Genomic DNA, 14,285 nt, shown 5'->3' on the forward strand with positions numbered 1-14,285 from the left:
GGCCGTACTGCCCTGCCCCGACACTCGAGAGAGCCTCGCTGTGAACGTTTCGCAGGATTCCGACCTCGACCGCCGCCTCGCCCGCGACCCGATCGCGATCGTCGGCCTGTCCGCGCTCTATCCCAAATCCCGCGACATGCGGGAGTTCTGGGCCAACGTCGCCGCGGCGGCCGACTGCATCGAGGACGTGCCCGCCACCCACTGGGACGTCGACGAGTTCTACGACCCCGACCCGGCGGCGCCGGACAAGACCTACGCCAAGCGCGGCGGTTTCATCCCGGACACGCCCTTCAACCCGCTGGAGTTCGGCCTGCCGCCGAACACCCTGGAGGTCACCGACGTCCTCCAGCTGCTCAGCCTGGTGGTCGCCCGCGACCTGCTCAAGGACGCCGGGGCCGACCAGCCCTGGTACGACGCCTCGCGCACCGGCGTCGTGCTGGGCATCACCGGCGCCAACCAGCTCACCCAGCCTCTCACCGCCCGCCTGCAAACCCCCGTCCTGAAGGAGGTCGTCCGCAGCTGCGGTCTCTCCGACCGGGACGCCGAAGAGATCGCCGCGAAGTTCCGCCTCGCCTACGCCCCCTGGGAGGAGAACTCCTTCCCCGGCATGCTCGGCAATGTGGTCGCCGGGCGGATCGCCAACCGGCTGGACCTCGGCGGAATCAACATGACCATCGACGCCGCCTGTGCCAGCTCGCTGGGAGCCGTCAAGTCGGCCGCGAGTGAGCTGCTGGAGCGCCGCGCGGACACCATGCTCGTGGGCGGCTGCGACGCCGAGAACACCATCTTCATGTACCTCTGCTTCAGCAAGACCCCGGCGCTCTCCAAGTCCGGCCGCATCCGGCCCTTCGACCAGGACGCCGACGGCACGCTGATCGGCGAGGGCATCGGCATGCTGGCGCTGCGCCGGCTCAGTGACGCCGAGCGGGACGGCAACCGCGTCTACGCCGTGCTGCGCGGCATCGGCGCCGCCAGCGACGGCCGCTTCAAGTCCATCTACGCCCCGCGCAAGGAGGGCCAGGTCCTCGCCCTGGAGCGGGCCTACCAGGACGCGGACTGCTCCCCGGCCGACGTCGAGCTCTTCGAGGCGCACGGCACCGGCACCGCCGTCGGCGACGCCACCGAGCTCAGCTCGCTCGCCGCCGTCATCACCGCGGCGACCGAGGAACGGCAGTACGCGGCCGTGGGCAGCGTCAAGTCGCAGATCGGGCACACCAAGGCGGCGGCCGGCGCGGCCGGCATGATCAAGCTGGCGCTGGCCCTGCACCACAAGGTGCTGCCGCCCACCATCAACGTCGACCGGCCCAACCCGGCCGTCGACTTCACCGGCGGCCCCTTCTACGTCAACACGCAGCTGCGGCCCTGGATCCGCGACCCGCGTCGTCCGCAGCGCCGGGCCGCCGTCTCCTCCTTCGGCTTCGGCGGCACCAACTTCCACGTGGTGCTGGAGGAGTACGGCGACGGTGAGGACCTCCAGGTGATGTTCCCGGTCGCCCGGGTCCACCTGTGGCACGCCGCCGACACCGAGGCGCTCACCGCCGCGCTCGCCGAGGGCGCTCCCGCGCACGGCGGCCCCGTCCCCGAGGACCACGCCCGCGTCGCCTTCGCCGCCCGCGGCGCCGAGGACGCCGCGGCACTGCGGGAACTCGCGCTGCGCGAACTGCGGGCCCGCCCGGAGGCCGACTCCTGGTCGCACCCCAAGGGCGTCTTCTTCCGCCGCCGCGCCGCCGAGGCCGGGGAGCGCGGCAAGGTCGGCGCGCTCTTCGCCGGGCAGGGCAGCCAGTACGTCAACCCGGGCATGACAGCCGTGCTCGCACTGCCGCCGCTGCGCGCCGCCTTCGACCGGGCCAACCGGCACTTCCAGGGCGCCGAGCCGCTCTCCCGGATCGCCTTCCCGCCGCCCGCCTTCGACGAGGCCGCGCGCACGGCCCAGGAGACCGCGCTGCGCGCCACCGAGTACGCCCAGCCCGCCATCGGCGCCCTCGCCGCCGGCCAGTTCCGTTACCTCAGCGAGCTGGGCTTCGCACCGGAGGGCTACCTCGGGCACAGCTTCGGCGAGCTGACCGCGCTGTGGGCGGCCGGGGCGCTGGACGACGACGCGTACTTCGCCCTCGCCCGGGCCCGGGGCGCCGCGATGGCGCCGCCCGCCGAGCGCGGCTTCGACGCCGGGGCGATGGCCGCCGTCAGCGCCTCGGAGGAACGGGTGGCGGAGTTGCTGGCCGCCATCCCGGGGCTGCTCGTCTGCAACCGCAACGCGCCGGACCAGATCGTGGTCGGGGGTGCCACCGAGGCCGTGCAGCAGCTGGTGGCCGCGGCCGGCGAGGCCGGGATCAAGGCGTCCCGGCTACCGGTCTCCGCGGCCTTCCACACCCCCTACGTCGGCCACGCGGTGGAGGCGTTCCGCGCCCACGTCGAGGCCGCGGAGGTGGCCGAGCCGCACGGACCCGTCTACGCCAACACGCGCGGCGCCGCCTACGGGGCGGACCTCGCGGCCAACCGCCGGATCCTCGCCGAGCAGCTCATCCACCCGGTGGACTTCGCCGCCCGGGTCGAGGAGATGTACGCGGCCGGGTTCCGCACCTTCGTCGAGTTCGGGCCGAAGAGTGTGCTCACCCAGCTGGTGCGGCGCATTCTCGGCGAGCGCCCGCACATGGCGCTGGCCGTGGACGCCGGCCCGGGCCGGGACGCGGACCTGGCGCTGAAGCAGACGGTGGCCCGACTCGCCGTTCTGGGGCTGCCGCTGAGCACCGCAGACCGGTACGCCGCCCCGCCGGTGGAGCGAGGGCCGGTCAAGGGCATGGCGATCATGCTCAACGGCATCAACTACGTCTCGCCGGAGCGGAGGGCCGCGTACCGGGAGGCGATCGAGAACGGCTACCGGACAGCCGCGCCGACCACGCTCTCCGTGCCGGCCACGCTCTCCGCGCCGTCCGAGCCGAACGCGTCTGACCCCGCGCCCGAGCCGGTGGCGCCGCTGCCGGTCGCCCCTCTGCCCGGCGCGGTCGCCGCCGCCGTCCAGCCGACGGCCGACACCGAACGGGGCACGGCCGCGGCCGTCGCCACGCTGCCGGTGGCGGCCCCTGCGCCGTCCCCCGCCCCGACTCTCGCACCCGTCCCCACTGCTCAGGAGACCGCATCCGTGGACAACGACCGTCTGGCCAACGTGATCGCCGACCACCTGGCGCTGCACGACGAGTACCTCAACGGGCAGTTGAACAGCGCACAGCGCCTTGCGGGCCTGCTGGAGCGCGCCTACGACAAGGGGCAGCTGGACCAGGTGCTCTCCGGCGTCACCGCCGTCAAGGACCACAGCATGGCCATCGGCCGCACCCACCTGCGCGCCAACGAGATCCTGTGCGAGCTGGCCGGACTGGAACTCGGCGCGGCTCCGGCGGCCCGGACTGCGCCGACTGCCGTGGCTGCCCCCGCGCCGACGCCGAAGGCGTACACCGCGCCCGCTCCGGCCGCCGTCCGCGCCCCGGCGCCGCAGCCGGTGGCCGTTCCCGCCGCACCCGCGGTCGCCGCGCTTCCGGCCCCGGTCCCGGCCCCGACCCCGGCCCCGGTCCCGGCCCCGGTCCCGGCCCCGGCGCCCGCTCCGGTCGCCACTTCTGCTCCTGTGTCGGCGGTGGGGCCTGATGCGGCGACGGTGACTGCGGCGCTGTTGGAGGTGGTGGCGCAGAAGACGGGTTATCCGGCGGAGATGCTGGAGCTGGGGATGGATGTCGAGGCGGATCTGGGCATCGATTCCATCAAGCGGGTGGAGATCATGGGTGTGCTGCACGAGCGGTTCGCCTCGGGTGCGGCTGCCAGTCCGGAGCAGTTGGCCGAGCTGCGGACGCTTGAGGACATCGTGGGCTTCATGGCCGGTGCCACTGCCTCCGGGGTCGCCCCCACTTCTGCTCCTGTGTCGGCTGTGGGGCCTGATGCGGCGACGGTGACTGCGGCGCTGTTGGAGGTGGTGGCGCAGAAGACGGGTTATCCGGCGGAGATGCTGGAGCTGGGGATGGATGTCGAGGCGGATCTGGGCATCGATTCCATCAAGCGGGTGGAGATCATGGGTGTGCTGCACGAGCGGTTCGCCTCGGGTGCGGCTGCCAGTCCGGAGCAGTTGGCCGAGCTGCGGACGCTTGAGGACATCGTGGGCTTCATATCCGGCCAGGATGCGCCCGCCCCACAGGCCGGCCCGTCCGCCGACCCCGCCCCGGCGCCCGAGCCGGAAACCGCCCCGGAGCGCGGGAGGATCGGCCGGGCGCAAGCCGTCCTGGCCGAGTTGCCGGTGCCCGACCAGCTGGTGAACGCCTTCCCCGAGTCCGCCGGCGCGCTGCTGGTGGACGACGGCGGTGAGCTGGCCCCCGAGATCGCCGCGAAGCTCCAGACGCAGGGCTGGAAGGTGCACGTGCTGAGGCTGCCCGGCGTGCCGCAGCGGGTGGACGGCGCGGTGGACCACGCGCTGAGCGGCTGGGGCGTCACCGAACTCGCCGCGCGGGTCGAGGAGGCGCTGGGCGAGCGGATCAGCCTGGTGCTCGACCTGTGCACGGTGCCCCCGGCGGACTGGGCGGAGGGGGTGCGCCGCCTGTCGCACACCCTGCTGGTGGCCAAGCACCTGGTGGAGCCGCTGAGCACCGCCGCCACCTTCGGCCGTACCGCCTACACCACCGTCACCCGGCTGGACGGCTCCTTCGGCCTCGGCGGCGTCGACGAACAACTGGCGCCGATCGGCGGCGTCGCCGGTCTGGTCAAGACCCTGGCCGTGGAGGCTCCCGAGGTCTTCTGCCGGGCCATCGACCTGGCCCCCGGCCTGGCGCCCGGCGCCGCCGCCGCGCTGGTGCTCGGGGAGGTGCACGACGCGGCCACCGAGCCCGTCCAGGTCGGCCACGACGGTACCCGCCGCGTCACCCTCACCCTCGGAGATCAACCGCTGCACCCGGTGGGTGCGCAGCCGCAGCCGCTGAGCTCCGAGGACCTGCTGGTCGTCACCGGAGGCGGACGCGGCATCACCGCGGCCTGCGTGGTGGAGCTGGCGCGGCGTCACCAGCCGGGCCTGCTGCTGCTCGGCCGCACCCCGCTGGAGGAGGAGCCGGAGTGGGCGCGCGGGGTGCAGGACGCCGCGGCGCTCAAGGCCGCTGCCGTCGCCGACCTGAAGGCCGCGGGAGAGAAGCCCACCCCGAAGCGGGTCGAGCAGGCCTACCGGGCCGTCGTCGCCGGCCGCGAGGTGCGGGCGACCCTGGAGGCGCTGGGACAGGCGGGCAGTCAGGCCGAGTACCTGGCGGTGGACATCACCGACCCGCAGGCGACGGCGGCCGCCCTCGCGCCCTACCGGGGCCGGGTCACCGGTCTGGTGCACGGTGCCGGGGTGCTCGCCGACCAGCTGATCGCGCAGAAGAAGGCCTCCGAGATCGAGCGGGTCTTCGCGCCCAAGCTGGCGGGACTGCGCGCCGTGACGGCCGCCCTGGACGCGGACGCGCTGCGGCACGTGGTGCTCTTCTCCTCGGTCGCCGGCTTCTTCGGCAACCGCGGCCAGTCCGACTACGCGATGGCCAACGAGGCGCTCAACGCCTGGGCGTCCTCCTGGAGGCAGCGCCACCCCGGAGCCCGGGTCACCTCGCTCAACTGGGGTGCCTGGGACAGCGGCATGGTCTCCCCCGAGATCAAGGCCGTCTTCCGGGAGCGCGGGATCACCCTCATCCCGCAGGAGACCGGCGTCGCGATGTTCGCCGACCAGTTCGCCGCCGAGCGCGCGGACGACGTGGTGACCGTGCTCGGGCCGACCACCCCGCTCTCCGAACGCGCCCCGGCCGCTCCCGTCGCCTCCATCACCGTCGAGCGGCGGATCGCGGAGCTGGCCCAGGACCCGATCGTGGCCGACCATGTGATCGGTGAGGCCCCGGTGCTCCCGGCGGCCGTGGCCCTCGGCTGGGCGATCGGCGCGGTGGAGCGCGCCACCGGCGGCGAGGTCCGCCAGGTGCGGGAGTTCTCGGTGCAGAAGGGCATCGTCTTCGACGGCACCGAGCCGGAGGACTGCCGCCTGGTCATCAGCCCGCTGCCGGAAACCCCCGGCGCCGTGCAGGCAGCGATCCGCTCGGTGAGCCAGGACGGCGCGCTGCGGCCGCACTACGCCGCCGTCCTGGACACCGCGCCGGCCATGCCGCAGGCGTCCGTCGCCGGGCTGCCCCCGCTGGGCGGCGGCCGGGCCGCCGACGGCCTCTACGCCGACGGCACCCTCTTCCACGGACCCTCGCTGCGCGGCATCCGGCGAGTGCTCGCCGAGGAGGAGTCCCGACTCGTCCTGGAGTGCGCGCTCGCCGAGCACCGCACCGCGGGCGGCGCCTTCGCCGGTGCCCGCTACGCCCCCGGCACCGCCGACCTGCTGCTGCAGGCCACGCTGGTGTGGGTACGGCTCTTCCGAGGCAGCGCCGGTCTCCCGCTCGGCGTCGGCCGCGCCGAACTGCACCACCCGCTGCCTGACGGCGAGCCCTTCCTCGTCCTGGTGCAGCCCGGCTCCGCGAGCGCGAGCGCGGGCGCGGGCGCCGAGGCCCGACTCACCGTCACCGCCTGCGCCCCCGACGGGCGGGTGCTGATGCGTCTGCACGACGTCTCCGTGATCTCGGCGCCGCAGCTGACGGCCAAGTTCGTCGTCGGCTGACCGGCCCGTCCGCATCCGACTGACGACCTGACCCGGTCGGCCCGGCCGGTGCGCCTGTGCGCGCCTGCCGGCCGGGCCGACCGACTACGGAGGGACCTCGCTCTGATGAGCAAGTACGCCATCGTCGGCCTGTCCTGTCTCTTTCCGGACGCCCGCACCCCCGCCGAGTTCTGGCAGAACCTGCGCAGCGGGACGGACGCCCGCCGGGAGGGCGGCGACGAGATCTTCGGCGCAACGCCCGAGGACGCCGACCTCGACCCGCAGCACCGCATCTACTGCCGCCGCGGGGGCTTCATCACCGACTTCGCATTCGACCCCACCGGCTACCGCCTCGACCCCGAGCAGCTCGCCCGCCTCGACCGGATCTTCCACTGGTCGCTCCACACGGCCCGTGAGGCTCTGCGGGACAGCGGCTACGACGCCCGGCCGGAGACCCTCGCCCGCACCGCGCTCGTCCTCGGCAACTACTCCTTCCCCACCCCCACCTCGGCCCGGATCAGCATCCCGCTGGCCCGGGAGGCGGTGCTGGAGGGCCTGCGCCAAGCCGGGCTGCCCGCGCTGGCCGGGCTCCCGCCGGGCGCCCCGCTGGTCGACGCCGACCTGCTGCGCAGCGAGAACCTGCGGGTCAGCGGCTCCCCGGCGGCCGTCACCGCCGCCGCGCTCGGCCTCGGCGGCCCGCGCTACGCTCTGGACGCCGCCTGCTCCTCAGCGCTCTACGCGCTCAAACTGGCCTGCGCCCACCTCGCCGCCGGGCAGGCCGACCTGGTGCTGGCCGGTGGCGTCTGCGCCCCGGACCCCACCCTCATCCACCTCTCCTTCAGCGACCTGCACGCCTACCCGGAGAGCGGCTTCAGCCAGCCCTTCGACAACCGCTCCGAGGGCATCCTCACCGGTCAGGGCGCCGGGGTGGTCGCCGTGAAGCGGCTCGCCGACGCGCTGCGGGACGGCGACCGCATCCACGCCGTCATCGACGGCATCGGCCTGAGCAACGACGGCAGCGGACGCCACCTCCTCGTCCCACAGGCCGGCGGTCAGCTCGCCTCCTACGAACTCGCCTACGCCGAGGCCGGCGTGGACCCTTCCGCCATCGACTACGTGGAGTGCCACGCCACCGGCACCCCGCTGGGCGACGCCACCGAGGCCGAGTCCGTCGCCGCCTTCTTCGGCCGCCACGGCAAGGTACCGCTGATCGGCTCGGTGAAGGGGAACGTCGGGCACCTGCTCACCGTCGCCGGGCTCAGCAGTTTGCTCAAGGTCATCCTGGCCATGGACGAGGGCCACATCCCGCCCACCATCGGCGTCGAACAGCCGGTGCGGTCGAGCGACGGCCAGGTGGGGGAGGAGGTCCTGGTCCGCGAGGGCCGGCCGTGGCCCGAAGGGGTGGGACCGCTGCGGGCGGCCGTCTCCGCATTCGGCTTCGGCGGTACCAACGCGCACGTTGTGCTCTCCGCGCCGGAGGCGGCGGAGACCTGGGAGCCCGTCGAGGAGCCCCCGGCCGAGCTGCCCGCGCTGGACATCGTCGGCTTGGGCGCGCACTTCGGCCCGCTGGACGGCGTGGATGCCCTGGAACGAGCCGTCCAGGCGGGCACTGACGCGTTCGGCCCGCTGCCCGAGCGGCGCTGGCGCGGTCTGGAGCAGTGCGGCGGCGGAACGCTCGAACAGGCCGGGCTGGCAGGAGAGTCCGTGCCGCGCGGCGCCTACGTCGACGGGGTGGACATCGACCCCGTCGACCACAAGATCCCGCCCGCCGACCTGCGCACCTACAACCTCCAGCACGCGCTGGCCACCCAGGTCGCCGACGAGGCGCTGCGCGACGCCGGGTACAGCCGGACCGTCCCGCCGGGCGCGAACGCGCCCGACCCGCGGCGGATCGCGGTGGTGGTGGCGATGGAGCTGGAGCCGTACACGCACGCCAGGCTCACCCGGTACACGTTGGGGAGCTTCCTGCGGGAGCAGTTCGAGGCCGCGGGGGTGGAGTTGACGGAGGAGCAGCTCGCGGCGGTCGCGGCGGTGGGCCGGGACGCGGTGGTGCCGCCGATCGTGGCCAACGAGGTGCTCAGCTACATCGGCAACGTGATGGCCAGCCGGATCTCCTCGCTGTGGAACCTCACCGGCCCGTCCTTCACCGTCTCGGCGGAGGGCTCGGGGACCGCGGAAGCCCTGGAGGTCGCCCGGCTGCTGCTGCTCGACCCGGGTGTCGAGGCGGTGCTGGTCGGCGCGGTCGACCTCACCGGCTCCGCGGAGCACCTGCTGCTGCACCCCGACGCGGTCTCCGAGGCGGGCCTGACCTTCGCCGAGGGCGCACGCGGCCTGCGGATCGGCGAGGGCGCCGGCGCGGTCGTCGTCACCCGTAGCGGTGAGTCCGAAGGCCGCCGCGTCTACGCCCGCCTGGACGCCCTCGCCCTGCGCACCACCCAGCCCCGCGACGGGGCGGCACCGCAGGCGGACGCCGACACGCTGGCCGCCACCGCGGAGGCGGCCCTGGCCGCCGCCGGGATCTCCGCAGCGGAGGTCGGCTACGTCGAGGCTCACGCGGCAGGCAACGCCCCCGAGGACCACGCCGAACTCACCGCGCTTGCACGGGTCTACCGCCCGGCCGGGCACACCGAGCCGAGCCCGGCGGCACGGGGCGATGCCGAGGACAGCCCGACGGCCGCCGCCGCGGACGCCGCGGCAGACTCGCGCCAGGACCTCGCCGAAGGGGCGCCCGCCGCGCGTGACGCCCAGGCCCCGGAGCGTGGCGAACGTCCAGTGCGCGCTTCCGGCGGCACCCCGGGCCCGTTCGGCGATGCCCCGACCCTGAGCAACCCCGTCGACCCCACGCGCACCGTCGCGCTGGGCAGCGCCAAGGCGCAGCTGGGGAACGCAGGGTGCGCCTCCGGGATGGCGGGGCTGATCCGGACCGTGCTCTGCTTGCATCACGGGTACCTGCCCGGCACCGCCGGGTGGCAGCGGCCGGCCGCGGAGTTCGTGGAGGGCTTCGCCAGGTCCGCGCTCTATGTACCCGAGCGGTCGCGGCCCTGGCTGCGTTCCTCGCGGCGGGCGCGGCGGCATGCCGCCATCAGCATGCTCGGGGCCCACGGCGCTTGCGCGCACCTGGTGCTCTCCGCGGACGGGACCCGCGGGCGCGCGGTGGCCGCCGACTGGGAGCGGGCCGGAGGCCCGATCCTGCTGGCACTCTCCGCCGCGAGCCTGGACGGCCTGCTGGCCTCCGTCGAGCGGCACCGCGGCCTGCTCGACGGAGGCGCCGATCCGCTGGCGCTGGCCCGCGCGGCCGCCCGCGAGCTCCCCGGCGCGCCGCTGCGCGCGGTGCTCGTCGGCCGGAACCCGGCCGACCTTCGCCTGCAACTGGAACTCGCCACCCGGGACATCCCCGGCGTACACGCCGCCGGCGGCGAGTGGGCCACCCCGGCCGGCTCCTACTTCACCGCCCGCCCGATCGGCCCGGAGGGCAAGGTCGCGCTGGTCTATCCCGGCGCGTTCAACTCCTACCCGGGCCTCGGCCAGGGCCTCTTCCGCGCCTTCCCCGGTCTGCTGGAGCACTTCGAGGCGCAGGCCGAGGAGCCCGCCCGGCAGATGCGCTCCGCCCTGCTCCACCCACGCACCTTCGTGACGCCTGGGCGGCGGGAACTGATGGAGCTGGAGTCCGCGCTGGGCGAGGACGTGCCGTTCATGCTGGCCACCGGCACCAGCTTCGCCATCCTCTACACCCACCTGGTGCGGGAGATCCTGGGCGTCACCGCGCACGGCGGCTTCGGCTACAGCCTGGGCGAGTCCAGCATGCTCTTCGCCACCGGCGGCTGGCTCGCGGAGGGCCGCCGCGACGACCTGATCAGCACCACGCCGATCTTCCGGGACCGACTGGTCGGCCCCCGCCGCACCGTGCGCGAGCTGTGGCAGGACCTCCCGGCCGGGACCCCGGACAAGGACCTGTGGGCTTCGCACGTCCTGCTCACCGACCAGCACACCGCCGAGGCCGCGCTGGCCGGATACGACCGGGTCTTCCTCACCCACGTCAACACCCCCGGCGAGCTGGTGGTCGCGGGCGACCCCGCGCAGTGCCGCGCGCTGATCGAGGAGTTGGGCTGCCCGGCGGCGCGCTCGCCGGTCGGCGTGGTGATGCACTGCCCGGTGGTGGACGCCGAACTCGACGGCCTGGCCGGGCTGAACGACTACCCGACCGGCTCCATCGAGGGCCTGGAGCTGTTCTCCGCGTACGACTACCAGGCACTGCCCGGTCTGGACCGGGAGCGCATCGCCCGGCGCATCGCGCACACCCTGCGCTCCACCATCGACTTCCCGCGCCTGATCCGCACCGCCTACGACCGTGGCTACCGCTACTTCATCGAGGTCGGCCCGGGTGCCACCTGCTCCCGCTGGGTGCGCGACACCCTCGGCGAGCAGCCGCACGTCGCGGTCTGTGTGGACCGGCGCGGCGTGCCGGCCACCAAGTCGATCGCCCAGCTGGTCGCCCGGCTCGTCGGGCACGGCCTGCCGGTGGATCTCAAGGCGCTGCTCGGCGCGGAGGCCGCGGCCGAAGCGCCCGCCCCGGCCCGGCGCTCTGCCCGGTTCCGGGTGGGCGGCGGCGACCCGGTGCCGGAGCGGGTCGCCCGCGGGGTGCGTGCCATCGCCCCGGGCGCCGGCCTGCTGGCGGTCCATCAGCCGATCGCTCAGCCGGTCGCCACGCCGGTGGCCGTGCCCGCCGTCTCCGCTTCCGGACCCGCCTCCGCCCCCGTCCCGTCCACCGCACCGGAGGAACCCGATCTCATGCCCGCCGACCCGACCGTCGTGGACCCCGAGGCCATCGTCTTCGACGGCGACCCGATCGCCTTCCTGCCGTGGGCACCGACGAGCCCTGAGCAGCCGCCCGCCGCAGTCCGTGTCCTTCCCGACCTCCCCAAGCTCCCCACCGCACCGACCGCACCGACCGCACCGGACGCGCCCGCTGATCCGAACGGCACCGGCGGGCCCGCCGCGGACCTGGTGCGGGAGCTGCGCCGTCAGATGATCGCCACCCATTCGGTGGTCATGGAGACCCAGCGCGTCCTCCAGGACGCCACCCTCAGCCGCGCCGAGGCCCTGCTCGCCGGGGAGCCGATGCCCCCACAGGCCCCGCCGACCCCGGCCGTCCCCCTGCAGAGTGCGCCTGCACCGCTGCCCCCGACGGCGCCTGCGTCCGGGACTGCCCCGGCCCTCCCGGCCGCTCCGGCCGCAACCGACGCGCCCGAAAACACCCCGCTGGAGGGGGTGATCTGGGACGAGGCCGCGCTGCTGGAGTTCGCCACCGGGTCGGTGGCCAAGGTGTTCGGCCCGGAATTCGCGCCGATCGACGGCTACGCCAAGCGCGTCCGCCTGCCCGCACCGCCGTACCACTTCGTCACCCGGGTGACCAAGCTGGACGCGCGGACCGGCACGTTCGGGCCCGCCACCATCACCACCGAGTACGACATCCCCGAGGACGCCTGGTACCTGGTGGACGAGGGCGCACCGCCGGCCGTCACCGTCGAGGCCGGCCAGTGCGACCTGCTGCTGGTCAGCTACCTCGGCATCGACTTCCGCAACAAGGGAGAGCGGGTCTACCGCCTGCTGGACAGCTCGCTCATCTTCCGCGGCGGGCTGCCCCGGGCCGGGCAGACACTGCGCTACGACATCTCCATCGACCGCTTCGTGCACAACGGCGACACCACGCTGTTCTTCTTCAGCTACAACTGCTACGCCGACGGAGAGCTGATCCTCGAACTCCGCGACGCCTGCGCCGGGTTCTTCAGCAAGCAGGAGCTGGACTCCTCGCTCGGCGTCGTCATCACCGACCGCGAGCGCGCCGAGCGCGCCGCCCTGACCAAGGGATACTTCAAGCCCCTCGCCCGCACCGGCAAGACCCTGCTCACCGCTGCCGACCTGGAGCTGCTGGCGCAGGGCCGGCACGGTGAGGTCTTCGGTCCCGAGCACGCCCAGGACGAGGGCCTCAACCCGGCTCTGCGGCTGCCGGGCGCGATGCTGCGGATGGTCGACGAGGTGACGGTGGACCGCCTCGGCGGCCCGCGCGGCCTCGGCAAGCTCACCGCCGTCAAGCGCCTGAAGCCGGACGCCTGGTACTTCACCTGCCACTTCCCTGACGACCCGGTGCTGGCCGGCTCGCTGGTGGCCGAGGGCGCGGTGCAGCTGCTCCAGGTCTACCTGCTGTACCTGGGCATGCACCTCACCCTGCCGGACGCCCGCTTCCAGACCGTCACCGACGAGCGGATCGACGTCCAGGTGCGCGGCCAGGTCACCCCGGAGCACCGGGAGATCCGCTACGAGGTCGAGATCATGGAGATCACGCTGCTGCCGCGGCCGACCGTGATGGCGGACATCCTGGTCTACCTCGGCGACAAGCCGGTCATCAAGATGCGGAACCTCGGCCTGCAGGTGCGGGAGAAGGACGGCACCCCGTACCGGCCGGAAACCGGGGGAGTGCCCGCCTTCCTCGGCCGCCGCAACCGCAGCGGCGAGCCCGCGATGATCAACGAGCTGCACCTGGCGCACGCCGCCAAGGGCCTGCTGGACATGGCGATGGGCCCGGAGTTCGAGATCTACCGCAGCAGCCGCGCGCCCTACATCCCCAACGGCGACTTCCAGTTCGTGGACCGGGTGATGTCGCTGAAGGGCACCCGCGGCGATCTGGGCCCCGGTTCCGAGATGGTCACCGAGTACGACTCGCCCGCGGACGCCTGGTACTACCAGCAGAACTCCTACCCGCACATGCCCAACTGCGTGTACATGGAGACCTCGCTGCAGGCGGCCATCTTCCTCGGCTACTACCTCGGCGCGACTCTCAAGGAACCGCAGCAGCAGTACTCCATCCGCAACCTGGACGGCCGGGCCACCCTGGTCAAGGACGTGGACCTGCGCGGCAAGACCATCCGCCACCACTCCAAGCTGCTGATGACCAGCGCCGTCTCGGGCGCCGTGCTGCAGAACTTCGCCTACGAGCTCTCCGCGGACGGCGAGGTCTTCTACACGGGCGAATCCCTCTTCGGCTACTTCAGCGAGGCCGCGCTCGCCAACCAGGTCGGCCTGGACAACGGCAGCTACGTCGCGCCCTGGATCGAGCAGGAGCCGCCCGCCGCCGAGCGGGTGCGCCGCATCGAACTCCCCGAGGGCGCTCCCGCGTTCACCGACCCAGCCGCTGGGCACCTGCGCCTGCCCGGCGGGAACTTCCACCTGGTGGACCACGTCGACCTGGTGGCCGACGGCGGCCGGCACGGCGCCGGCTACCTGCACGGCTACCGCCAGGTGCGGCCCGACGAGTGGTACTTCGACTGCCACTTCCACCGCGACCCGGTGATGCCCGGCTCGCTCGGGGTGGAAGCCGTGCTGCAGGCCATGCGGCTGTTCGTGCTGGAGCAAGGACTGGCCGAGGGCATCGAGAACCCGCGCTTCGCGATGGCGACCGGTGTGGAGATGAGCTGGAAGTACCGCGGCCAGATCCTCCGCAACGACGGCGAACTCCGCTTCGACGTGCACATCAAGGAGGTGCGGCGGGAGGCCGACCGGCTGCTGCTGATCGCCGACGCCGACCTGTGGAAGCCCGGCCTGCGCATCTACGAACTCACCGACGCGGCCATCGAGGTTCGCTCCGCCCCCGCCCACGCCTGAACCA

At 73.7% G+C, this 14,285-nt stretch carries 2 protein-coding genes; both read left to right on the forward strand.

Annotated features, from left to right (window positions below; translation table 11 throughout):
• The first annotated feature begins 40 nt into the window (after positions 1-40).
• The gene (locus ACZ7L1_RS24095; protein ID WP_471440018.1) at positions 41-6,643 is read left to right on the forward strand and encodes an SDR family NAD(P)-dependent oxidoreductase; all 6,603 of its coding nucleotides are present in this window, start codon (positions 41-43) and stop codon (positions 6,641-6,643) included.
• A 105-nt stretch (positions 6,644-6,748) separates the two neighbouring features.
• Positions 6,749-14,281, forward strand: coding sequence for a beta-ketoacyl synthase N-terminal-like domain-containing protein (locus ACZ7L1_RS24100; protein ID WP_471440019.1), 7,533 nt, complete (start codon positions 6,749-6,751; stop codon positions 14,279-14,281).
• Positions 14,282-14,285: the final 4 nt, after the last annotated feature.

The sequence above is a fragment of the Streptomyces sp. NPDC107546 genome (assembly GCF_055639175.1).

What these genes read in the sequence shown, in the direction of transcription:
- ACZ7L1_RS24100 (WP_471440019.1), top strand. Translation starts at nt 6,749, where the DNA reads ATGAGCAAGTACGCCATCGTCGGCCTGTCCTGTCTCTTTCCGGACGCC.